Source organism: Halarchaeum nitratireducens (genome assembly GCF_017874695.1).
Classification (GTDB): domain Archaea; phylum Halobacteriota; class Halobacteria; order Halobacteriales; family Halobacteriaceae; genus Halarchaeum; species Halarchaeum nitratireducens.
In genome coordinates this window covers 152,207-174,278 of record NZ_JAGIKY010000001.1, presented here as the reverse complement: position 1 = coordinate 174,278, position 22,072 = coordinate 152,207, and the positions used below count along the sequence as shown (strand labels likewise).

At 68.6% G+C, this 22,072-nt stretch carries 20 protein-coding genes; 6 read left to right on the top strand and 14 right to left on the bottom strand.

The genetic code is table 11. The features are described from left to right. The first annotated feature begins 351 nt into the window (after nt 1-351). Entirely contained in the window at nt 352-1,119 is a 768-nt protein-coding gene (locus J2754_RS00815; RefSeq protein ID WP_211086408.1) for an IclR family transcriptional regulator, read from the top strand. 317 nt (nt 1,120-1,436) lie between these two features. On the opposite strand, the gene J2754_RS00810 is transcribed toward J2754_RS00815, so the two are convergent. The 5 genes from J2754_RS00810 to J2754_RS00790 form a co-directional block, all read right to left on the bottom strand. Continuing rightward, the gene (locus J2754_RS00810) at nt 1,437-2,381 is read right to left on the bottom strand and encodes a D-2-hydroxyacid dehydrogenase (protein WP_188877162.1); all 945 of its coding nucleotides are present in this window, start codon (nt 2,379-2,381) and stop codon (nt 1,437-1,439) included. Between the two features lie 40 nt (nt 2,382-2,421). Continuing rightward, complete coding sequence (lpdA, locus tag J2754_RS00805) at nt 2,422-3,849, bottom strand: dihydrolipoyl dehydrogenase (RefSeq protein ID WP_211086407.1); 1,428 nt, start codon at nt 3,847-3,849, stop codon at nt 2,422-2,424. 100 nt (nt 3,850-3,949) lie between these two features. Beyond that, nucleotides 3,950-5,497: a 2-oxo acid dehydrogenase subunit E2 gene (locus J2754_RS00800; protein WP_188877165.1), complete on the bottom strand. Its 1,548-nt coding sequence runs from the start codon at nt 5,495-5,497 to the stop codon at nt 3,950-3,952. Between the two features lie 103 nt (nt 5,498-5,600). Next, the gene (locus J2754_RS00795; protein WP_188877166.1) at nt 5,601-6,566 is read right to left on the bottom strand and encodes an alpha-ketoacid dehydrogenase subunit beta; all 966 of its coding nucleotides are present in this window, start codon (nt 6,564-6,566) and stop codon (nt 5,601-5,603) included. Beyond that, entirely contained in the window at nt 6,567-7,733 is a 1,167-nt protein-coding gene (locus tag J2754_RS00790) for a thiamine pyrophosphate-dependent enzyme (RefSeq protein ID WP_211086406.1), read from the bottom strand. Between the two features lie 157 nt (nt 7,734-7,890). On the opposite strand from J2754_RS00790, the gene J2754_RS00785 reads away from it, so the two are divergent. From J2754_RS00785 to J2754_RS00775, 3 genes are all read left to right on the top strand, one after another. Further along, complete coding sequence (locus J2754_RS00785) at nt 7,891-8,979, top strand: amidohydrolase family protein (RefSeq protein ID WP_188877168.1); 1,089 nt, start codon at nt 7,891-7,893, stop codon at nt 8,977-8,979. Next, nucleotides 8,976-9,347: a Rieske (2Fe-2S) protein gene (locus J2754_RS00780; RefSeq protein WP_188877169.1), complete on the top strand. Its 372-nt coding sequence runs from the start codon at nt 8,976-8,978 to the stop codon at nt 9,345-9,347. Before J2754_RS00785 ends, J2754_RS00780 begins: the two co-directional genes overlap by 4 nt. 63 nt (nt 9,348-9,410) lie before the next feature. Further along, complete coding sequence (locus J2754_RS00775) at nt 9,411-10,424, top strand: ABC transporter substrate-binding protein (protein ID WP_188877170.1); 1,014 nt, start codon at nt 9,411-9,413, stop codon at nt 10,422-10,424. Between the two features lie 93 nt (nt 10,425-10,517). Here the strand turns inward: J2754_RS00775 and J2754_RS00770 are convergent, their stop codons facing one another. The 9 genes from J2754_RS00770 to J2754_RS00730 all read right to left on the bottom strand — a co-directional run bounded on the left by J2754_RS00770 (nt 10,518) and on the right by J2754_RS00730 (nt 20,039). After that, nucleotides 10,518-11,294 (bottom strand): ABC transporter permease, encoded by a 777-nt coding sequence (locus J2754_RS00770; protein WP_211086405.1) that lies wholly within the window; start codon nt 11,292-11,294, stop codon nt 10,518-10,520. Beyond that, on the bottom strand, nt 11,285-12,076 hold the full coding sequence (locus tag J2754_RS16005) for an ABC transporter permease (RefSeq protein ID WP_188877173.1): 792 nt from the start codon (nt 12,074-12,076) through the stop codon (nt 11,285-11,287). Before J2754_RS16005 ends, J2754_RS00770 begins: the two co-directional genes overlap by 10 nt. A gap of 1 nt (nt 12,077) precedes the next feature. Beyond that, the gene (locus J2754_RS00760) at nt 12,078-12,860 is read right to left on the bottom strand and encodes an ABC transporter ATP-binding protein (RefSeq protein ID WP_188877174.1); all 783 of its coding nucleotides are present in this window, start codon (nt 12,858-12,860) and stop codon (nt 12,078-12,080) included. Nucleotides 12,861-13,121: 261 nt separating this feature from the next. Further along, nucleotides 13,122-15,416 (bottom strand): LUD domain-containing protein, encoded by a 2,295-nt coding sequence (locus J2754_RS00755; RefSeq protein ID WP_211086404.1) that lies wholly within the window; start codon nt 15,414-15,416, stop codon nt 13,122-13,124. 1 nt (nt 15,417) lies between these two features. Further along, nucleotides 15,418-15,924, bottom strand: a complete 507-nt coding sequence (locus J2754_RS00750; protein WP_188877176.1) for an LUD domain-containing protein — start codon at nt 15,922-15,924, stop codon at nt 15,418-15,420. 42 nt (nt 15,925-15,966) lie between these two features. Further along, nucleotides 15,967-16,473: a universal stress protein gene (locus J2754_RS00745; RefSeq protein WP_188877177.1), complete on the bottom strand. Its 507-nt coding sequence runs from the start codon at nt 16,471-16,473 to the stop codon at nt 15,967-15,969. Between the two features lie 39 nt (nt 16,474-16,512). Continuing rightward, nucleotides 16,513-18,138: a long-chain-fatty-acid--CoA ligase gene (locus tag J2754_RS00740; RefSeq protein ID WP_211086403.1), complete on the bottom strand. Its 1,626-nt coding sequence runs from the start codon at nt 18,136-18,138 to the stop codon at nt 16,513-16,515. Between the two features lie 92 nt (nt 18,139-18,230). Further along, nucleotides 18,231-19,169, bottom strand: coding sequence for a lipoyl synthase (gene lipA / locus J2754_RS00735; protein ID WP_188877180.1), 939 nt, complete (start codon nt 19,167-19,169; stop codon nt 18,231-18,233). Nucleotides 19,170-19,214: 45 nt separating this feature from the next. Then, complete coding sequence (locus tag J2754_RS00730) at nt 19,215-20,039, bottom strand: lipoate--protein ligase family protein (RefSeq protein ID WP_188877181.1); 825 nt, start codon at nt 20,037-20,039, stop codon at nt 19,215-19,217. A gap of 538 nt (nt 20,040-20,577) precedes the next feature. Between J2754_RS00730 and J2754_RS00725 the strand changes: the two genes are divergently transcribed. Both J2754_RS00725 and J2754_RS00720 read left to right on the top strand, forming a co-directional pair. Next, the gene (locus J2754_RS00725) at nt 20,578-21,324 is read left to right on the top strand and encodes an ABC transporter ATP-binding protein (protein ID WP_211086402.1); all 747 of its coding nucleotides are present in this window, start codon (nt 20,578-20,580) and stop codon (nt 21,322-21,324) included. Continuing rightward, nucleotides 21,325-22,029: an ABC transporter ATP-binding protein gene (locus J2754_RS00720; RefSeq protein WP_188877183.1), complete on the top strand. Its 705-nt coding sequence runs from the start codon at nt 21,325-21,327 to the stop codon at nt 22,027-22,029. Nucleotides 22,030-22,072: the final 43 nt, after the last annotated feature.

Genomic DNA, 22,072 nt, shown 5'->3' with positions numbered 1-22,072 from the left:
ATGTGATAAATAGAATTTGCGTACATATTCGATGCGCGGATCGAGCGTTCCGGTCTAAAGCCCTCGGTTTCGTACTCACGGGCTCCGTATTGGTATCTCTAGTGATTTGTTGTAAATGTACTCGTGTATGAATTTCGTTCTTTGTGTCGTTATCTGATGACTTCGTGAGTCGCGTGCGGGTACTCTCGAACGCGGCGACGACCGCTCGGCCGCGGTGTGAGCGCCTCGCAGCGATGGTCGAGAACTCTCGCGTGTCGGCGCGTGTTCCCGAACGATCGTCCGTGAAGAGGGAAGTATTCGTTCGTTCTAGCGAACAGTAGGTATTTTACCGTGGACGGTAGTACGATGCGTATGGTCGACGACGCCGCGCCGCGATCGCCGGTGAAGACGGCGCAGACGACGCTCCGGATCGTCGAGGCGCTGAAAGAGCACGACGGCGCGACCGTCACGGAGATCGCGGACGCGCTCGACCTCTCGAAGAGCAGCGCCCACAACTACCTCCGGACGCTCGAACACGAGGGGTACGTCGTGAAGGACGACCGGCAGTACCGGGTGGGACTCAGGTTCCTCGATCTCGGCGCACACGCCCGGACGCGAGAGGAGCTGTACACCGTCGCGAAACCCGAACTCGAATCGATCGCGGAGCGGACGGGCGAGCACGCGAACCTCTTAGTCGAGGAGCACGGGCTCGGCGTCTTCCTCCTGCGCGCGCAGGGGGAGAACGCCGTCAGCGTCAACTCCCACGTGGGCCAGTGCGTGCCGCTGCACACGACGGCGCTCGGGAAGTCGATCCTCGCCCACCTCCCGGCCGAGCGTCGGGACGACATCTTCGAGCGCCACGAGCTCGACGCGAAGACGGCGGCGACGATCACGGACCGCGAGACGCTCGAAGCCGAGCTCGCGGAAGTGAGAGAGAGCGGCGTCGCGTACGACCGCGAGGAGGGGGTGCGCGGTCTGAAGTGCGTCGCGGTGCCCGTGCTCTCCGACGACGGCGTCCTCGGGGCGGTGAGCGTCTCCGGGCCGACGAGCCGGATGGGCGACGAGCGGATCGAGACGGAGTTGCTCCCGCAGCTCCGCGACGCCGTCAACGTGATCGAGTTGAACCGCGCGTACTCGTAGCCGCGACTGTACACCGTCGCTCTCGAAAGGGGGTCGTCCGAGAGACGCGAACGCCGTACCACCGCGACGGCCGCCGCGTCCCGGAGTGATGGCGCCACGCGCCACGGAGTCGTTTACACAGATATATTTGTAAACCCTCGTGCGAGAGATCGATCTGACACCCACGCGACGGTGTACGGGTGCAGTCGTTCGTCTATTTCGATTGTTAGTTCGTGTAGAGAGGATATCGGTGTACATTTGAAGAACGAACGGACTCAATCGACCGTCGATCGACGCCAGGGTCGTGAGGGCGAAACGGTAGTTCGTCAGTGGCGAACTCAGACGACGCGGTTCCACGGGTCGCGGCCGGCCGTGAGACGAGCGGCGTTCGTCTCGACGAGTCGGGCGAGTTTCTCACCGTGGTTATCCGACTGCGCGGCGGCGTGGGGCGTGACGACGACGTCGTCGCGATCCCAGAGCGGCGACGACGCGGGGAGGGGTTCCTCGTCGAAGACGTCGAGGGCCGCGCCCGCGATCTCGCCGGCGTCGAGCGCAGCGAGGAGCGCGTCCTGATCGACTACGGCGCCGCGGCTGACGTTCACGAGATAGGCGTCGTCGCGCATCGCCGCGAAGACGTCCGCGTCGACGAGCCCGCGGGTGTCGGGCGTCAGCGGCGTCGTGAGTACGACGAATCGACTCTCGGCGACCGCGCGTTCGAGTTGCACCACGTCGTGGACCGCCTCCAAGCCGAGTTGGGAGACCGGGCGCACGTCGACGCCGGTGACGGACATCCCGAGCGCGTTCACCCGCGACGCGACGCCGCCACCGAGTTGGCCGAGGCCCACGACGCAGGCGGACGAGCGGCCGAGCTCGAACGGCCGCTCGACCGGCAGGCGCGACCACTCGCGCTCGGCCTGCTGGTCCCGGTACAGGTGGAGGCCTTTGGCCAGCGACAACACGAGCGCGATCGCGGACTCGCCGACGAGGTCGCCGGCGACGCCGGTACTGTTCGTCACCAAGACGCCCGCGTCCTCGTACGCGTCGAGGGGGAAGTCGTCGTACCCCGAGCGGACGCAGTGGACCCACTCGACGGCGTCGGGGAACGCATCGTGGTGATAGAGCGTGACGACGGCGTCGCAGTCGTCGAGGTCCGCGGCGTCGCGGACGACGTACGCGCGGTCGTCGTCGGCCGCGGCCAACCGATCGCGGAGGTCGCTCGGGTAGCACGGGTGCGTGCCCCAGTCGTGGATCGCTATGCGGTCGAGGTCGAGCGGGTTCGACATACCCTCTCCTCGTACCCCTGATCGATAAGACCTCGGTCGCCTACTCGTTCAGCGTGTGGATCGCCTCGCCGAGCGCGTTCTCGGCGGCCTCCATCACCGCCTCCGAGAGCGTCGGGTGCGTGTGGATCGTGCCCGCGAGGTCTTCGAGGCGCGCGCCCATCTCGACCGCGAGCGCGACCTCGGCGATCAGCTCGCTGGCCTCGGGCGCGACGATCTGCGCGCCCAGCACGAACCCCGCGTCCGCTTCCGCGACGATCCGCACGAACCCGTCCGTCTCGTCCATCGTGAGGGCGCGCCCGCTCGCGCGCAGCGGCATCTCGCCCACGAGCGGGTCGAAGCCGGCGTCTGCGGCCTCGGCCTCGGTCAGCCCGACGGTCGCAATCTCGGGGTCGGTGAAGACCGCGGCGGGGATCGCGCGGGCGTCGAACGCCGCGTTCTCGCCGGCGGCGACTTCCGCGGCGACGATCCCCTCGGCGCTGGCCTTGTGCGCGAGCATCGGCTCGCCCGCGACGTCGCCGACGGCGAAGACGTGTTCGAGGTCCGTCCGGGCTCGATCGTCCGTCCGGAGGAACCCGTTCTCGTCCGGCGCGAGATCGATCGCGTCGAGTTCGAGCGTGTCCGTCACGGGTTCGCGCCCGACCGCGACGAGCACGCGGTCGGCCTCGTAGGTCGACTCGTCGCCGTCGGCCGTCTCCGTGCGGACGGTGAGCCGGCCGTCGGCCGTCTCCTCCCATCCGCTCGCGCCCTCGCCGAAGGCGAAATCGACGCCGAGGTCGCTCGCCCGGCGTCGGACGACACTCGACACGTCCTCCTCGTAGGCGGGCAGGACGTCGTCGAGCGTCTCGACGACCGTCACGTCCGCGCCGAGTTTGGCGAACGTCGTCGAGAGCTCCATCCCGATGTAGCCCGCGCCGACCACGACGAGATCGTCCGGCACCGTCTCGGCCGCGAGCGCGTCGCGCGACGACCAGACGCGCTCGTCGTCGAAGGTGAAACCGGGGATCTCGACGGGGCGCGAGCCGGTCGCGACGATCGCCTGCTCGAACGCGACGGTCTCCATGCCCTGGCCCTCGCCGCCGTGCGCGATCCGGATCGTGTGCTCATCCTCGAACGCCGCCGTCCCCTCGATGAGGTCGACGCCGTTCGCCTCGCAGAGCTGTTCGACGCCGCCCGTCAGCCGGTCGACGACGCCGTCCTTCCACGCCGCGAGTTCGCCCATGTCCACCTCGGGATCGGCGTGGACGCCCATCGCCGTCGCGTTCGCCGCCTCGTCGGCGACGTCCGCGGCCGTGATGAACGCCTTGGAGGGGATGCAACCGTGGTTCAAACACGCCCCGCCGTAGTGGTCCTTCTCCACGAGCGTCGTCGCGAGGCCGCGCTGTGCCGCGCGGATCGCGGCCACGTAACCGCCCGGACCGCCACCGATGACTACCACGTCGGTGCCGGTCGTGATGTCGCCCATTACCATACCACGGCAGTCGCGTTCCTGTGTAAAAAGTTCACCCGGTTTCGCGGGATCGATGCGGGGGACGCGAGAATCGATCGGCCGGCGGCTCGTCACGCCGGCGTCACTCCAAGACGAGGCGAGCGGGCTCCGCGAGGAGCGATTGGACGTGGTTGGTGAACTGCGCGGCCTCCGCGCCGTCGACGAGCCGGTGGTCGACCGACATCGAGATCGTCATCGTCTTCCGCGCGACGACTTCGTCCTCGACGACCCACGGGCGCTTCTTTATCGGCCCCATGGCGAGGATGCCGGCCTCGGGATAGTTGATGATCGGCGAGGAGTACTCGCCGCCGATGACCCCGATGTTCGTGATCGTGAACGTCCCGCCGCGCATCGCCTCGCGGGGGAGCGAGCGCTCGCGCGCCCGCGTGGCGAGGTCGTCGATCTCCCGCGCGAGCTCCTTCAGCCCCTTCCGGTCCGCGTGTTTGATCACGGGCACGAGCAGGCCGTCGTCGGTCGCCACCGCGATCCCGATGTTGTACTCGTCGTGCAGGACGATCTCGCCCGCCTCCTCGTCGAGGCTCGCGTTGAGATACGGCACCTCCTTGAGCGCCGACGTCACGGCCTTCACGACGAACGGGAGGTAGGTGAGGTTCACGTCGTCCTCGTCGGCGATCGCCGCGAGCTCCGCGCGGAGGTCGACGAGCTCCGAGGCGTCGAACTCGTCGTGATGGGTGACGTGCGGTGCCGTGAACTTCGACTCCGCCATCTGCTCGCCGATCGTCCGCCGGATGCCGCGATAGGGGACGCGCTCGCCGCCGGTCGACGAGTCCGACTCGGCCGTCGCGCTCGGTCCGACCGCCGACGCGCCGGCGCTCGTGCCCGACGTCGTCGCTTTATTCGCTCTCTCGGCCGCCGATCCGCCCGACTCGGCGTACGCCTCGACGTCCGCGGGCGTGACGAACGCCTCGCCCTCGCGCTCCTCGCTCGCCGGGACGTCGTTGATGTCGACGTCGCGCTCGCGGGCGAGCCGCCGGGTGGCCGGCATCGCCAGCGTCCGCTCGCGCGTCGTCCCGCCCTCGCTCGTCACGACGACCGGCTCGGACTCGTCGACCGGCGCCGCCGAGTCGGCGTCGGCGCTCGTCGTTCCGGACGCCGACGCCGCGGCTCGCCGGACGTCCGACTCCGTCACGCGTCCGCCCGCGCCGGTGCCCTCGACCGTGCCGATGTCGACATCGAGGTCTCGCGCGAGCGACCGCGTGCTCGGCGCGGCGAACACGCGACCGCCCGGCGCGCCGCCGCCCGCCTCGGCCGCTTCCGCACCCCCCTCCGTCGCCTCGACCGTTTCGAGCTCCGCCGACTCCGCCTCGGCGGATCCCGTCTCACTTGTCGCGTCGGTTTCGTCGGTCGCGGCCGCGTCGGCCTCGCTCGCGTCGATCTCGAACGTGGCGATGACGGAGTCGACGGGCACCATCTCGCCCTCCTCGGCGTGGAGTTCGATCACCGTCCCGTCGTACGGCGAGGGGACCTCAACGAGCGCCTTGTCCGTCTCGACCTCCGCGATCACCTGATCCTGCTCGACGTGATCGCCGGGCGCGACGGCCCACGCCACCAGCTCGCCCTCCGCGATACCCTCACCTAAGTCCGGTAGTTCGAACGATCGTTCGACCATGAACGCAAGGTCAACGCAAATCCCTTTTAGTGTTTCCCTGCCGATCGCCCGGGTCGGGACGGGCGGCGCGTCGAGTCGGCGAGTCGAGACGCGGTGTGGCGGCTCAGACGGAGAGCGCGCGCTCGATGCCCGCGGCGATCCGCGGGGGGTTCGGGAAGTAGAAGTCCTCCATCGAGAGCATCGGCACCTGGGTGTCGAAGCCCGTGACGCGCTCGACCGGAGCTTCGAGGTACATCAGCGCCTCGTCGTTGATGCGAGCGACGACGTCGCTCCCGACGCCGCCCGTTCGGGGTCCCTCGTGAACGACGACCGCGCGGCCGGTCTTCTTCACCGACTCGACGACCGCCTCGGTGTCCATCGGCGAGATCGTGCGGAGATCGACGAGTTCGACGTCGGCGTCGACGTTCGCCGCGGCCTCCTCGGCCATCGGCATCATCGACCCCCACGAGACGAGCGTGACGTCCTCGCCTTCCTCGCGGACCGCGGCCTCGCCGATGGGGACCTCGTAGTCGCCCTCGGGGACCTCCTCACGGAAGGAGCGGTAGATCCGTTTCGGCTCCATGAAGAGGACCGGGTCAGGGTCGCGGATCGCCGCGGTGAGGAGCCCCTTCGTGTCGCTCGGGGTGCTCGGAATGACGACCTTCAGCCCCGGGATGTGGGCGTAGCTGCCCTCCATGCTCTCCGAGTGGTGTTCGAGCGCGCGGACGCCGGCGCCGTAGGGCATTCGAGCGACCATCGAGGCCGTGAACTCCCCGCGGGTCCGCCAGCGCATCCGACTCGCGTTCGAGACGAGCTGGTCGAACGCGGGCGGCAGGAAGCCGGAGAACTGGATCTCCGCGACGGGCCGGTAGCCGTACATCGCCAACCCCGTCGCGCCGCCGATGATGGCGATCTCGGAGAGCGGCGTGTCGACGACGCGGTCGTGTCCGAACTCCTCCAAGAGACCCTCGGTTGCGCGGAAGACGCCGCCGCTCCGGGCGACGTCCTCGCCGAAGACGAGCACGCGCTCGTCGGCCGCCATCTCCGTGTGCAGTGCGTCGTTGACCGCCTCTACGATAGTCGCGTTCATTTATCCCTTGGGTCGCTGATCGATGTAGTCGTACGCCTCGGGGTGCTCCTCGAGGAACTGTTCGAACTCGGTGAGCTGACGCCGGAGCTCGGGCGGGAGCTCCTCGTAGACGTGCGCGAACATCTCGGAGACCTCGCGCTCGGAGAAGTCGTTCGCGGCGGCGAGCGCCGCGTCGAACTCCGCGTTGATCTCCTCGACGATCGCGTCGTGGTCGATGGCCGCCCAGAGCCCCTCGGATTCGAGGAACGACCGATAGCGCTCGATGGGATCGTTCTCCTCCCACGCCTGCTCTTCCTCCTCGGTCCGATACCGGTGCGGGTCGTCGGAGGTGGTGTGCGCGTCGAGACGGTAGGTGACGGACTCGACGAACACCGGTTCGCCCCGCTTCACGCGCTCGCGGGCCTCCATCACGGCGTCGTAGACCGCGAGGACGTCCTGCCCGTCGACGCGGATCGCGTCGATGCCGTACGCCAGCGCCTTCTGCGCGATCGTGTTTGCGCCGGTCTGCTCGGAGAACGGCATCGAGATCGCGTACTGATTGTTCTGGCAGAAGAACAGCGCGGGGACCTCCAGGGCGCCGGCGAGGTTGAGTCCCTCGTGGACGACTCCGGTGCTCGTCGCGCCGTCGCCGAGGTATGCCATCGTGATCTCGTCCGCGTCCCGGATGTCCATCCCCCACGCGGTGCCGGTGGCGAGCGGCAGGTGTGCCCCGACGGCGATGGCGATCTGGGAGTTGTGTTCCGCGAAGGACTGCTGGCTCTCCTCGATACCGCGCCAGAAGAGGATCATGTCGCGCATCGGGACGCCGCGCATGAACATCGCCGTCCACGCCCGCCCGAGGTACATCCAGTCGTCCGGCGCGATGGTGTACGCGCTCCCGACGATGCTGGCTTCCTGGCCGCGCGTCGTCCCGAACGTGCCGAGTTCGCCGCGGCGCTGGATCTTCACCATCCGGCGGTTGAACACCCGATCGGAGACCATCCATCGGTAGAGGTCCCGAAACGCCTCGTCGTCGAGGTCCGGGATCGACGATTCGTCGTACGCCCCGTCCGGAGTGACGAGCTGGTGGGTCGGCACCCGCAGGTCGTCCTGCGAGAGGTACTCGACCGGCCCACCGTACGACTCGGGCTCCGGTGGAGTGAGGTCGGTTCGCTGTCTATCAGTCATTCGACGGCCGGTAGGTTGTGAGTAAGTCGTATTAAAATCGTGGGGTATTCGAGGGGCCCGAGGCGTCGGCGCCGCGCGCGAATACCTTCACGAAGGTTTATGATGTACTGTCGGCTACAGACGCAGTGGTACTACGACATATGACGGTGAGACACAGATGATCGATCCGGCCGAGCACCTCGTCGTCGACTGCGACTGGCATTACGCGGACACCTTCGATCAGATCGCCCCCTACATGCCGGAGCCGTGGAAGACGAAGTTTCAGAACAGCGGCTGGGACAGCACGGGCGTGAATCAGGGGTTGAGCGCGTTCTTCCCGACGTCGACCGGGAACCGATCGAACTACGGGAAGATCGACCGGGAGTTCTCGGACTACCCGCAGGGCGGCGACGAGAAGGCGGACGTTATCGAGGGGATGGAGTTCCTCGACATCGACGCGACCCTCCAGATCTCGCACCTCATCTTGGCCATGGGCGGTGTCACGGCCGACGATCGGCGCGTCGAGTCGTTCATCAAGGGGTACATCGACTACATGCTCGCTGAGGTGCTCGACCCCGCCGAGGGCATCTACGGGCTCGCCCCGCTCCCCTACCACGACATCGACGCGTCGATGGACGTCCTCGATCGGATCGAGGACGAGCGGGCGTTCAAGGGCGTCGTCATGGTCACGGCGGGCGCCAGTCCGCCGCTCGGGAACCGCAAGTACGACCCGATCTACGAGCGCTGTGAGGCCCTCGGGCTCCCCGTCGTCTACCACACCGGCGGCTCCGGCCTCGACGACTACGTCCGGGCGGGCTACGAAGAGATGATCGAGACGCACACGCTGGGGTTCCTCGAATCGAATATGTCCCAGATCGTCAGCGTCGCCTGTCAGGGGGTCCCGGAGAAGTTCCCGGACCTCGACATCGTCTTCATGGAGTCGGGCGTCACCTATCTCCCCGGCCTCATCAGTCGCCTCGACGAGGAGTACCTCAAGCGCGCCGAGGAGGCGCCGCTCCTCGACGCGCCGCCCGGGGACTACATCAGCGACTTCTACTTCGGCACCCAGCCCCTAGAGGAGTCCGCGCGCCCCGATCTCCTCGAGATCTGTTTCGACATGCTCGGGACGGAGCACCTCCTCTACGCCTCCGACTACCCGCACTGGGACTACGACAGTCCGAACATCATCACGGACCTCCCGATGCTGGACGACGAGCAGCGAAAGGACATCCTCGGGCGGAACGCCTCGGAGGTGTTCGGCCTGTGAGCGACGGCGAGATCGAGGTCGGCGCGGCGGACGCGTTCGCGGACGGCGACGTGGAGATCATCGAGGTCGGTCGCGTCGAGGTCGGCGTCATCAAGGCCGACGGCGAGTTCTACGCCCTCCGCAATCAGTGTCCGCACGACGGCGGCCCGGCCTGCGAGGGGCCCGTGGAGAAACGCCTCGTCGGCGAGTGGGGCGGCCCCGGAGAGCGCGTCGAGCAGCGCTACGGCGACGACTCCATCGTCTCCTGCCCGTGGCACGGGTGGTCGTTCTACCTCGAAACGGGCGAACACATCGGCGACGACAGCTACGTCGTCCCGTCGTACGACGTGGTCGTCCGGGACGGCGTCGTCTACGTGCAAACCGACTGACGGGAGCGCGCCGCGACCCGGAGGCGAAAGCTTATTATAAATCGGTAAGTATCGTCGGGTACGATGCCTCGATACAACAGGCGCGACTACCTCAAGGCGGCCGGAATCGCGGGCGCCGCTGGCCTCACCGGCTTCGCCGGGTGTACGGGTGGCGGCGGTGGCGGCGGCGGAACGCCGACGATCAACTTCAACTACGTCGTTCCCATCGAGAACGCGGCGTCGCTGCTCGCCGTCCCGGAGATCCGCGAGAACCTCGAGAACGCCGGTTCGGCCTACGAGCTCAACGTCACGCGGAACTCCGGGACGCCGACCTCGCTGAACCAGATGGCGGCGGGGAGCGCGGACGTCGTGATGACGTCCACGGTGAGCTTCGCGTCCGCGGTCAACCAGAGCGCGGTCCCCGAGGGGCTCTCCGTCGTCGGCGTCGACTTCTGGGACGCGGCCCCCGAGAACTACGACGTGTCGGTCTTCGCCGCGCCGGACTCGGGGATCACGTCGATCTCGGATCTCGAAGGGAAGACGGTCGCCGTCAACGCGCTCGGGACCGGTGTCCACTCCGTCTACGTCAAGGGCCTCCGGAGCGCCGGTCTCAGCCGCGACGACGTCGAGTTCGTCGAGATGGGGTTCCCGACGTACACCTCGGCGCTCAACGAGGGGAAGATCGACGCCGGCATCTACCCCGCGCTCTTCGCCGTCGGCGCCCGATCGGAGGGGTTCAACCGCGTCTTCGGCTCCGCCGACGTCTGGTCGCAGCAGTACCCCTTCACGTACGCGACCGCCTCGAAGCGCGCCCTCAACAACAAGCCGGACGCCATGGCCGCGTGGGCGGAGGACTACGCCGGCCTCTTCGACTACGTGCGCAACAACCGGAGCGAGGCCGCGAGCGCGGCGGCGAGTCACTTCGAGCTTCCCGCGTCGACCGTCGAGTCGTACTTCTTCACGGAGAACGACTACCACCGCGATCTCACCGTCGATCAGGACGCACTCCAATTCATCATCGACGACCTCGTCGAACTCGACTTCATCGACGAGTCCTTCGACGTCACGGAGCACTCCACGAACGAGTTCCAGAACTGAGACCGCGCGGCCGCCGCTCTTTCTCCTCGGACGACGCGATCGATCGGACGACGCGCCGCTACGACCGTCGGCGAAGCGAAAAAGGCGAGTCGCTCAGGTCCAGTCGAGGAGACGGGTCCGAGCGGCGCGCAGGAGCCGATCGAGCACGAGACCGATGGCGATGATCGCGAAGATCACGGCGTACGTCTGCGCGGAGTTGAAGCCGCGGACGCCGGCGATTTCGAGCGCGCCCAGCCCGCCGCCGCCCGCGACCATCTCGAAGACGAACGTGATGATGAGCGCGATGGGCGTGGCGATCTGCAGGCCCGTGAAGATCCCGGGCGACGCCGCGGGGAGGATGACGCGCCACAGCAGGCGGCGATCGCCCGTGCCCATCATCCGCGCCGAGCGGATGAGGTTCCGATCGACCTGCCGGGTGGCGTCGCGGGCGTTGACCGCGACCGGCCAGAACGTCCCGACGACCACCATGATGATCTTCGAGACGTCGCCGATCCCGAACCAGAGCATGAACACCGGAACGAGCGAGATGACCGGCACCGGGTAGCCGATCTTGATGATCGGGTCGAAGAACCACTCGAAGAGCGCGTTGCGCGCGCAGAGGATCCCGATGACGACGCCGGCGACGGCGGCGCCCGCGAGCCCGACGAACGCCCGCATGAGCGTCAGGTACGCGGCGTGGATCATCTGCCCCGAAGATACCAGCAGCACGAACTCGTCGATCACGACGGAGAGCTGGGGGAGGAAGTACGGATAGATCAGACCCATCCGCGTCACGACCTCCCAGAGGACGAGGAGGAGGACGAGCGAGTAGATCGACTTGAGGGAGTCGACGACCGACGACGCGTCGAGCGAACGCGTGTCTACGTCCATACTAACACCCGCTCACGAATCTGTTCGAACCCGTAGACCGCGGTGTACGCCACCGCGGAGATGATGACGATCGTGGCGAACATGGCGGGATAGCGCCCGATCGAACCGGCGTCGCGGATGAGACGACCCATGCCCTGCTCGGAGGCGATCAGTTCGGCGCTGATGAGCGAAATGAAGGCGAAGGGGATCGCCTGCCGGATCCCGGTCAGGATCTCCGGGATCGTCGCCGGGATGACGACCTTCCAGAACAGCCGGCGGTCGCTCGTTCCCATCATCCGCGCCGAGCGGATGAGGTTCTGATCGACGTTCTCCGCGGCGTTGTTCGCGTTCATCACGATCGGGAGGAGACACGCGAGGAAGACGATGAGGACCGCCGTCTTCGTCCCGATCCCGAGCCAGAGGAGCGCGAGCGGGACGAGCGCGGTCTTCGGGAGCGGGTAGATGAGCGAGAGGAAGACGTCGAAGAAGTCCTCTACGGCGTCCGATTGGGACATCCCGATCCCGAGGAGCACGCCGACCGCGATGCTGAGCCCCAGGCCGACGCCGACGCGGAGCAGCGAGACGGCGAGGTGCGGGATCACCTCGCCGGTGGCGAAGAGGTCGACGGTCGCCGCGGCGACCGCGGTCGGCGGAGGGAGCACCGACTCCGAGACCGCGCGCCCGCTCGCGACCTCCCAGCCGACCACTAAGACGAGCAGCGGGATCCAATCGAAGAGGAACTTCGCGACGCCCGCGAACGGGTCGGGGAGTCGATCGGGAGTCCAGAGGTCGTGGGTCGCCACGTTACGGTTGCACCTCCGATTTCGTCTCCTCGCGGAGGGAGCGCCAGACCTCGTTTTTCTTCCGGGTGAACTCCTCGGAGGTGACGATGTCCTCGCGCGGGCGCGAACGATCGAGGTCGACCTCGGTCACGGTCTTCTTCGTCCCGGGATGGCGGGTCATGATCATCACGCGTTCGGAGAGGTAGACGGCCTCCTCAACGTCGTGCGTGATGAAGACGACCGTCTTATCGAGGTCGCCCCAGATGTCGATGAGCTGGTCTTGGAGCGTCTCGCGGAGCGGCTGATCGAGCGCCCCGAAGGGCTCGTCCATCAGCAGGATCTTCGGGTCGTAGGCGAGCGTTCGCGCCAGCGCGACGCGCTGTTTCATCCCGCCGGAGAGCTCCTTCGGGTACTTGTTCTCGAACCCGGAGAGGTCCATCATGTCGATGAAGCGCTGCGCCGTCGCGTCCGCCTCCTCGTCCGGAACGCCGGCCTCTTCGAGACCGTAGAGGACGTTCTCCTTCACCGTCCGCCACGGGAAGAGCGCGTAGTCCTGGAAGACGACACCGCGGTCGGTCCCCGGCCCGTCGATGGGCGTGCCGTCGACCGAGACGGTCCCGTTCGTGATGTCGAGGAACCCCGCGATGATGTAGAGGAGCGTGCTCTTCCCGCAACCGCTGGGGCCGACGACGCTGGTGAACTCGCCGCCGTCGATGTCGAAGGAGAGGTCGTCGATGGCCTTCGTGCGTTCGGATCCCTCGCCGTACACCTTCTCGAGGTGTGAGATGCCGATGCGCCCGTCCATCTCACCGGCCCCCGGGGGTGATCGGTTCGGTCGCGTTCGCGGGCGTGGCCGCCCGGCCTCGGCCGTCCGCGGTGCGACGGGTCGCGTCCTCGATAGCGGGCGGTCGCTGCAGGGGGACCCTACAGACGACCCTCGTACTCTCTAGCACAGTAGCGACATACATCAGCGGGGGTATAAAATTTGTTCACTATTGTCAGCCACGTTTCGGCGAGAGCGGGGCGATGACGGCGGCAGGGCGGCGGCATCGGCGACGCGCCCGCGTCAGCGCGCGTCCGGCGTGTCCGGCACGACGAGCTCGATGGGGTGTGGGACGCCGTCGAAGGCGAGCGCGAGGAGCTGTTCGTGACAGGAGGCCCCGCTGGCGGCGACGCGACGGTCGGTCCCACGCCCGTCGTCGCCCGCGAACTGCTCGCGGAGGTCCGCGCCGACGTCCATCGAGAGCTCGTAGTACTCGGACTTGTAGCCGAACGAGCCCGCCATCCCGCAGCACTCGACGTCGCTCGTGACGACGTCGTGGCCGGCCCGCCGGAGGACGGCCTCGGTGTAGCCCGCGAGGCCGAGCGTCCGCTGCTGGCAGTGGCCGTGGTAGGCGACGTCGCCGCCGCCGGTAAGCGCGTCAGCGTCCGCGCCGTTCTCGAGGAGGCCGTAGACGTACTCCATGCTCTCGTAGCTGTTCGCGGCGAGTCGTTCGTGGGTCGCGTCGTCGAGCAGTCTCGCGTACTCGTTGCGGAACATAGCGATGTCGGACGGCTCGACGACGACGACGTCTCGGCCGGCGTCGAGCGCGGGCGCGAGCGCGTCCGACACCCGCTCGGCCTGCGTTCGCGCCGTCTCGATCATCCCCTGGCTGAGCGGCGCGCGCCCGCTCTCGTGGCAGGGCGCGAGCGTCACGTCGACGCCGAGGGCTTCGAGCGTCCGCACGGCCGCCTTCCCCCGTCCCGTGAGGACGTAGTTCGTGTAGGCGTCGGGGTAGAGGACGGCGTCGCGGTCGGCGCGTCCGGCGCTCGGCAGGGGGTCGCGGGCGGCGAACCAGTCGCGGAGCGTCTCGCGCTCGAACGACGGGAGGTCGCGGCGCCGGTCGACGCCGAGCCAGCGGTCCATCGCCGCGCGAACGGGCGCGCGGTCGGCCAGCCAGTTCGAGAGGGGCGCGCTCGCGCTCCCGAGTCGCGCGAGCGTCCCGAAGTTCCCGAAGAGGCGCTTCTGGACGTCGACGCCGCCCGGGTCGTCGTCCGGCGTCAGCCCCTCGACGAGGTGGTCGAACGTCCCGGGGTCGTGTCCCCGGTTGCGGCGGTCGCGGACGACGGTGTTGATCCACGGGATGTCGATCTCGACCGGGCAGGCGTCGACGCAGCGCGAACAGCCCGTGCAGAGGTCGTTGAAGTCGTCGGTCGCCGCCTCGCCGCGGATGCCGGCCTCCCAGCCGGTGGCGATGCCGCCGGTGTAGGTCTCGCCGCCGAAGGCGTGGCCACCGACGTGCTGGAAGTTCGCACACGAGTTGCCACAGGCCCCACAGCGGATGCAGTAGAGCGTCTCGCGGAGGTCGTCGTCCTCGCGCATGTCGAGGCGGCCGTTGTCGACGAGCACGAGGTGGAACGTCCGGTCGTCGGCGTCGCCGAGCGGTTCATCCGGCGCGTCGAAGTCGATGGTCGGCGAGTCGACGGGCGGGGTAAGCAGGGAGAGGTACGTGGCGACGTCCTGTCCGCCCGCGGCCTTCGCGATGAGCTCGGCGAACGGCGGCAGATCGGCGGCGGACGGGAGCAGCTTCTCGACGCCGGCGACCGCGACATGCGTGTCCGGCGTGACGGCGCACTTGCGGGCGTTCCCCTCGTTCGTCACGAGCGCGATGCTCCCCGACTCGGCGAGCACGAAGTTCGCGCCCGTCACGCCGACGTCCGCGCGCTCGATGCGCTCGCCGACGTGATCGCGGGCGAAGCGCGTGAGGTCCTCGGCCGTCTCAAGGGGCACGTCGGGGTCGAAGACGTCGTTGAACAGCGCGGTGATCTCCGCGCGGGACTTGTGGATCGCGGGACCGACGAGGTGCGAGGGGGACTCGTCGGCGACCTGGACGACGAACTCGCCGAGGTCGGTCTCGTGGACGTCGATACCGGCCGCCTCAAGGGCGTCGTTCACGCCGATTTCCTCCGTGGTCATCGACTTCGACTTCACCACGGAGTCCGCGTCCGCGTCGGCGCAGACGCGCTCGATGTAGTCGTTCGCGTCCGCGGCGTCGTCCGCGACGTAGACCCGTCCGCCGTTCGCCGCGACGCGCTCGATGTAGTCGTTCGCGTCCGCGGCGTCGTCCGCGACGTAGACCCGTCCGCCGTTCGCCGCGACGCGCTCGCGCACCCGCTCGACGAGCTCCGGGAGGCGCTCGATGGCCTCCTCCTTGATCGCGCGCGCCTCCGATCGGAGCGCGTCGATGTCCCCGCCGGCCGCGTTCGCCTCGTAGCGCACCCGGTTCAGGTGGGTGGTGTTCTTGTGAACGGCGTCGCCCTCCGTTTCGAGGAGGTCGCGGATGTGCGCGGCCGTGGCGGCGCGTGTCGACTCGTCTCTCATCTCAGCGGTCCTCCACGATCACGGCGTGGACGGTTCGGGGTCCGTGGACGCCGTGGACGAGTTCCCCCATGTCGGCGGTCGCGCTCGCGCCCGTGGCGAGGATCGCGCTCCCGCCCTCGGCGAGCGTCCCGTCCAGTCGGTCGAACGCGGCCGTGAAGTCCGCGTGGAGGTCGCTCGCGCGGAGGACGCCGACGTGGGTCGGCGGATAGAGGCTCACGGGCTCGGTCCCGTCCGCGTCGCTCCGGAGGACGAACGTTCCGTGTTCGACGACGCCGGCCGCGACGGGCGTGACGCCGGTCCGTGCGGTCTTGAGGAGACGAGGGGTGGGCGGCAGGTCGACGACCGTCTCGTCCAGCGAGACGCCGTCGATGCCGAGCGGGACGCCGACGGCCGGCGTCTCGACGAGTCGGTCGAGCGCGTCGGCGACGTCGGCCGCGTCGACGCGGGTCGCCGCGACGCCGGCCGCATCGAGCGACGACTCGAAGCGGCGTAAGTCCCGTACTGTCATAAACGATGGCACAAGTCCGTGCGGGTTAGCTCTGTCGGTCGCTCACCCCTCCGACATGACGGTCAGGACGGGCTGATCGGCGTCGAGGAGGATCGACTGCGTCGTGCTCCCGAAGAGCGCCTTCCCGACCGGCGTCCGCTTGCGACCGCCGATGACGAGGTAGCGGGCGTCGCGGCGGTCGGCCTCGGCGAGGATCTCCGCGACGGGGTCGCCGACGCGCCCCTGTATCACGACGTTCCGGTCGGCCGCGTCGTCGAACGTCCCCTCGACGACGTCACGCGCGACCCCGCGGGCGTGGCGCTCCGCGTCCTCGACCGTGTACTCCCCGCCGCGCCCGCCGCCGACCGCACCGTCACCGTCGCCGTACGACGCCGCGGACGCGAACGGCGCGCCGCCGCTCCCGGTCGAACCGCGGAACTCCTCGAAGACGTCCTGGGGCATCACGTGCAACACGACGTGTGGCTCCTCGAAGCGATCGGCCAACGTCTGGCCCTCGCGGACCGGGTTGCTCGGAATCGACTCGCCGTCGACCGCGGTGAGAACCGCCATGCCCGTTCTGCGGCCAGCAGGACCGTGAATCTTGCCCCCCTACGCGTCGCCGGCGGTCGAGTCGTCGGCGCGGGCGTCCGCGTCCCCGAACCGCTCGCGGAGCGCCCGCTTATCGAACTTCCCGGTCGTCGTCAGCGGGATCGACTCGCGGACGACGTACCGATCGGGGAGCCACCACGAGGGGAACGACGCCCGGAGGTGCGCGTCGAGCGCGTCCGTCTCCGGGAGATCGTCCCCGCGGGGCACGACGACCGCGAGCGGGCGTTCGCCCCACGTCTCGTCCGCGACCGGAACCACGGCGGCCTCGGCGACGTCCCCGTGCGCCATCAGTTCGTCCTCCAGTTCGATGCTGGAGATCCACTCGCCGCCCGAGTTGATCAGGTCGTCCGTGCGGTCGACGACGTCGACGTAGCCGTCGGCGTCCCACGTCGCCACGTCGCCCGTGCGCAGCCAGCCGTCGTCGGTGAGCGGCGACTCGACGTCGCGCGTCCGCGAGGCGTACTCCTCGGTCACCCACAGCCCGCGGACGTGGAGCTCGCCCATCGCCTCGCCGTCACGGGCGACCCGGATCCCGTCCTCGTCGACGACGCGCACGGAGATGCCGGGAACCGGGCGGCCGTCCGTCGTCCGCGGCGCCGCGTCGTCGCCCGGGCTCGGATCGAGCGGCGTGAGGAGGCCGAGCGGCGACGTCTCGGTCATCCCCCACCCCTGCTGGACCGTGACGTCGTGTGCGTCGTCGTAGCTCCGGACGAGCGACGGGGGGACGGACGCGCCGCCGACGACGAGGCGCTCCACGGGGTCGATGTCCGCCGCGGGCGTCTCGTCGAGGTATGCGGCGAGACGCCGCCAGACGGTCGGAACGCCGGCGGCGACCGTGACGCCCTCCTCGGCGAGCAGCGCGGCGAGCGGCCCGGGGTCCGTGTGCGGACCGGGGAGGACGAGGTCCGCGCCGGCGAACGCCGCCGCGTACGGGAACCCCCACGCGTTGACGTGGAACATCGGAACGACGGGGCAGACGGTGTCGCGCGCGCCGATCGCGTACGTGTCGACGTGCCCGTTCATCATCGTGTGAAGGGCGAGCGCGCGGTGGGTGTACGTCACGCCCTTCGGTCGACCGGTCGTCCCCGTCGTGTAGCAGAGCCCGCACTCCCGATCCTCCGCGAGCGCCGGCCAGTCGTAGTCGGACGACCCCGCCGCGAGCAGGTCCTCGTACGCCACGACGGGGTCGAGCGTCGTCTCGGGCACCGTCTCGGCGAGGACGACGTACCGCTCGACGGTGTCGAGGTCGTCCGCGACCGCCTCGACGCGATCGAGGAACGCGGAGTCGACGAACAGCACCTCGTCACCGGCGTCTCGGATCGTCTCGGCGAGGTCCGTCTCGGGGAGCCGAACGTTACCCATGTGGAGGCTCCGCCCGGAGCAAGCGGGCGCGAAGTAGAGCTCGAAGTGCCGGTAGTGGTTGCGCGCGAGGGTGCCGACGCGGGCGTCCGAACCGACGCCGAGGTCGTCGAGCGCGTCCGCGAGGCGGGCGATCCGGTCCGCGGCGTCGCCGTAGGTGTAGCGGTGGCGGCTCCCGTCCGGACGAGCGGTCACGACAGCCCGATCGGCGAACAGCGTGTCCGCGCGGTCGAGGACGTCTATGAGCGTGAAGTCGCGCTGCAGCATGGCCGAGACGACCGCGCGAGCCGCCCTAAAGGTTTGGAGCGTCGGGTGGGGATCTCGGGCGGTCGGGCCGGGATCTCCGGTACGGTATCGTATCAGTCAGTACGTGCGCGCTCGGCGCGTTCGCGGGCCTCGGCGACGGACGCGCCGTCGCGGATGAGCGCCGACGCGAACAGCTCGCCCGCCTTGTACGACGAGCGGACCATCGGGCCGCTCGCGCAGTAGAGGAAGTCGAGTTCCTCCTCCGCGACGGCCTTCCACGTCTCGAACTTGTGGGGGTGGACGTAGGTCTCGACGTCGAGGTGGCTCGGAGAGGGCTGGAGGTACTGGCCGAACGTGACGACGTCGACGCCGGCGTCGCGGAGGTCGACGAGCGTCTCGTACACCTCGTGGTCGCGTTCGCCGACGCCGAGCATGAGAGACGTCTTCGTGTAGACGTCCGACTCGCGCTCGACCTGCCGGAGGACGGAGAGGGACTGCGCGTAGCCCGCGCGGGGGTCGCGGACCGGGCGCTGGAGGCGCTCGACGGTCTCGACGTTGTGCGCGATCACGTCCGGGCCGGCGTCGACGATCCGGCCGACGAGCGCTTCCTCGCCCCGGAAATCGGGAATGAGCGTCTCGACGAGGACGGAGGGGTCGCGGCGCTTGATCTCGCGGACGGTCCGCGCGAAGTGCGCCGCGCCCTGATCGTCGAGGTCGTCGCGGTCGACGGACGTGAGGACGACGTAGTCGAGACCGATCTCCGCGACGGCGGCGGCGACCTCGGCGGGTTCGTCGGGATCGAGCGGCTCCATGCCGCCCGTGGCGACGTCGCAGAAGTTACAGCCGCGCGAGCAGCGACGCCCCATCAGCATGAACGTCGCCGTCCCCGGGCCGTCGCGGCCGCTCCAGCACTCGCTGCGGTTCGGACAGCTGGCCTCCTCGCAGACCGTGGTGATGTCGTGATCGTCGAGGACGCCCTCGATCTCCGCGAACCGCTCGCCGCCGGGCGGACGGATCCGTAGCCAATCCGGCTTCCGCGCGCGAGACTCCATGCCTCCACCGAACACGGAGAGTTACTAATACCTGTCTCCGTTCGATCACCCCTCGCGGTGGCGCACCCACGATTCGGCGCCGTACTTCGCGTCGGCGAGCGCGCGCGCCCGGTCGAGTTCGGCCGCGGTCCACGACCCCTCGTCGGCGTCCGCCCACGACGCGAGCGACGACAGCAGGGCGTCCACGGCGTCCCCGCGCGTGACGTCCGCGTAGTCGTCGATCGCGCCGACGCGCTCGCGGAACGCGTCGGGGTCGAGGGCCGCGTCGAAGCAGTCGCAGTGGCGCTCCGCGCGTCGCGTGAACGAGATGGAGCCGTGCTGGACGACGGCGTCGAGCGGCCGGTACTGCGCGTTTCCGCTGAGCTTCCGCCCGTCGGGGCCGACGACATCGTGGGCGGGGTTGAGCCCGCGGAGGTAGCAGGCGGGGTCGTAGATCGCGTCCCGGGACTCCCCGACGAAGTCGGCGTCGACGCCGAGGTCCGAGAGCGCGTCGAAGATCGGCCCGCAGATGTCGCGGTAGCTCTCCAAGAGGTCGCTGGCGACGGCGTCGCTCGGCGCGACGACGCTGTACGAGATGTCGCCGACGGCGTCGTGATAGATGCCGCCGCCGCCCGTCTGGCGGCGCGTCACGTCGATCCCGGCGCGCCGACAGGACGCCCAGTCCACGCTCGCCGCGTCCTGCGCGACGCCGAGGGAGAGGGTGTCCGGCCACCGGTAGACGCGGACGGTCGCTGGACCGCCCTCGACGGCCGTCTCGGCCGCCACCTCCTCCAGCGCCATCGTGAGCGGCCCGGAGCGGCGCTCCTCGCCGATCACCCGCCACTGCGGGCCGTCACCGTCACCGTCGCCGCCGTCGCTACCGTCGCTCATACGGACCCGTACGCGGCCGGCCGCATAAACGTTGGACCACCGACGCACCGCGGGGCGGGCCGTCCGCGAGCGACGACGCGAGCGCCTGCGAGGCGCCGGTCGAATACGGTAGTACATATAGTTACTAATCTAAGAAAATTACAGATATAGTTGATGAAAATGAGATAGTCGAGGAGAGTGAGTTCGACACCACAGTCAGTCGTCGAGAGCGCGGAGCGCCGGAGAGCGGGATCGGTTCTCGAAGAACCGCGATCCGGAATGAGTCGTTTCACGGTCCGACACGAGGTGAGAGCCCCCGTCACCGCGATCGTCAATCGGGTCGGGAGGCCGAGGTTGACCCGACGCGGCCAGTCCGATCGACGTGGCACGAGCTCGTGAGATGAATCGAATACACACATCACGATACATTTCGATAAATCGACTGCTCTCTCATCGCACCGGGCCGGTCGTACGATTCCACGATTCGAGAAACGACATGATCGATCGACCACGAGTGGGATAGGTTTATACTGGGGAAACCATATTCTCACGATAGTCCATGTCATTGTTGAACTGTAGTGGAGTCACAAAGCGATTCGGCGGGATCGTCGCGCTCGACGACGTCTCGTTCGAGATCGAGCAGGGGGAGACCGTCGGACTGATCGGTCCAAACGGGGCCGGGAAGTCCACGCTCTTCAAGGTGATCACCGGATCGCACGCGCCGACGGAGGGAAGCGTCCACTACGACGGGACGGACATCACCGGGTGGGACCCGCACGACATCTGCCACGAGGGGCTCGTGAAGACCCACCAGATCGTCCGCCCGTTCGAGAACCTCTCGATCCTCCAGAACGTCGAGGTCGGTGCCGAGTTCGGCGGTCGACGCCCGGAGCACGTCGAGGAACGGGCGTACGAGGCACTGGAGTTCGTCGGCCTCGCCGAGCGCGCCCACGAAACGCCGACCGAACTCAGCGTCGGCGCGCTCAAACGCCTCGAAATCGCGCGCGTGCTCGCAACCGACCCCGGCATCCTCCTCTTCGACGAGGTGGCGGGCGGCCTCGACCCCGAGGAGACCGAGGAGATCGTTTCCCTCATCGGCGACATCAAGGAGCGCGGTAAGACGGTGTTCCTCATCGACCACGTGATGCGGGCGCTGATGAACGTCAGCGAGCGCGTGTTCGTCCTCAACAACGGCGAGTTCATCGCCAAGGGGACGCCGACGGAGATCCAGAACGACGAACAGGTGATCGAGGCCTACCTCGGGACGAGCGCGGGGCGCGAGGGCCCGGCGCGGGGCGAGGCGTAGATGGCCCTTCTCGACGTCACGGACCTCGACGTGGCGTACGGCGACATCCACGTCATCTGGGACGTGGACTTCTCCGTCGACGCCGGGGAGACGGTCGCGCTCCTCGGCGCGAACGGTGCGGGGAAGACGACGATCCTGAAGACCATCTGCGGCGTGCTCTCGCCACTCGACGGCGACATCGTCTACGGGGGCGAGTCGATCACCGAGATCGCCCCCGAGGAGGCCGTCAGACGGGGGATCGCGCACGTCCCCGAGGGCCGCGAGATCTTCGCCGACAGCACGGTCAAACGAAACCTCGAACTCGGGGCGTACACGAACCGCGGGGCGATGGGGGAGAACCTCGAACGGGTCTACGAGATCTTCCCGCGACTCGAAGAGCGCGCGGGCCAGCGCGCCGGGACGCTCAGCGGGGGCGAACAGCAGATGCTCGCCATCGGGCGCGGGCTGATGAGCGAGCCCGACCTCCTCCTCCTCGACGAGGCGAGTCTCGGGCTCGCCCCCGTGCTCGTCGACGACGTCTTCGAGGCCATCCAGCGGATCAACGAGCAGGGGACGACCGTCTTCCTCGTCGAGCAGGACATCCACAACGCGCTGCGCGTCGCCGACCGGGGGTACGTCCTCAAGAGCGGCCGGATCGAGCTCTCCGGGAGCGCCGAGGAGCTCGCGGGCGACGAGCGCGTCGAGGCCTCCTATCTTGGTGAGTAGTACGTGAACTCACCACACGCACCGCGAACATCGCCGGAACCCA

Excerpts from the sequence above, each read along its gene's own strand:
- J2754_RS00720 (WP_188877183.1), top strand. The coding sequence starts at position 21,325 with ATGGCCCTTCTCGACGTCACGGACCTCGACGTGGCGTACGGCGACATC.
- J2754_RS00810 (WP_188877162.1), bottom strand. The coding sequence starts at position 2,381 with ATGTCGAACCCGCTCGACCTCGACCGCATAGCGATCCACGACTGGGGC.
- J2754_RS00790 (WP_211086406.1), bottom strand. The coding sequence starts at position 7,733 with ATGACTGATAGACAGCGAACCGACCTCACTCCACCGGAGCCCGAGTCG.
- lpdA (WP_211086407.1), bottom strand. The coding sequence starts at position 3,849 with ATGGTAATGGGCGACATCACGACCGGCACCGACGTGGTAGTCATCGGT.
- J2754_RS00760 (WP_188877174.1), bottom strand. The coding sequence starts at position 12,860 with ATGGACGGGCGCATCGGCATCTCACACCTCGAGAAGGTGTACGGCGAG.
- J2754_RS00750 (WP_188877176.1), bottom strand. The coding sequence starts at position 15,924 with ATGACAGTACGGGACTTACGCCGCTTCGAGTCGTCGCTCGATGCGGCC.
- J2754_RS00800 (WP_188877165.1), bottom strand. The coding sequence starts at position 5,497 with ATGGTCGAACGATCGTTCGAACTACCGGACTTAGGTGAGGGTATCGCG.
- J2754_RS00725 (WP_211086402.1), top strand. The coding sequence starts at position 20,578 with ATGTCATTGTTGAACTGTAGTGGAGTCACAAAGCGATTCGGCGGGATC.
- J2754_RS00755 (WP_211086404.1), bottom strand. The coding sequence starts at position 15,416 with ATGAGAGACGAGTCGACACGCGCCGCCACGGCCGCGCACATCCGCGAC.
- J2754_RS00730 (WP_188877181.1), bottom strand. The coding sequence starts at position 20,039 with ATGAGCGACGGTAGCGACGGCGGCGACGGTGACGGTGACGGCCCGCAG.
- lipA (WP_188877180.1), bottom strand. The coding sequence starts at position 19,169 with ATGGAGTCTCGCGCGCGGAAGCCGGATTGGCTACGGATCCGTCCGCCC.
- J2754_RS00785 (WP_188877168.1), top strand. The coding sequence starts at position 7,891 with ATGATCGATCCGGCCGAGCACCTCGTCGTCGACTGCGACTGGCATTAC.
- J2754_RS00815 (WP_211086408.1), top strand. The coding sequence starts at position 352 with ATGGTCGACGACGCCGCGCCGCGATCGCCGGTGAAGACGGCGCAGACG.
- J2754_RS00775 (WP_188877170.1), top strand. The coding sequence starts at position 9,411 with ATGCCTCGATACAACAGGCGCGACTACCTCAAGGCGGCCGGAATCGCG.
- J2754_RS00745 (WP_188877177.1), bottom strand. The coding sequence starts at position 16,473 with ATGGCGGTTCTCACCGCGGTCGACGGCGAGTCGATTCCGAGCAACCCG.
- J2754_RS00770 (WP_211086405.1), bottom strand. The coding sequence starts at position 11,294 with ATGGACGTAGACACGCGTTCGCTCGACGCGTCGTCGGTCGTCGACTCC.
- J2754_RS00740 (WP_211086403.1), bottom strand. The coding sequence starts at position 18,138 with ATGCTGCAGCGCGACTTCACGCTCATAGACGTCCTCGACCGCGCGGAC.
- J2754_RS00795 (WP_188877166.1), bottom strand. The coding sequence starts at position 6,566 with ATGAACGCGACTATCGTAGAGGCGGTCAACGACGCACTGCACACGGAG.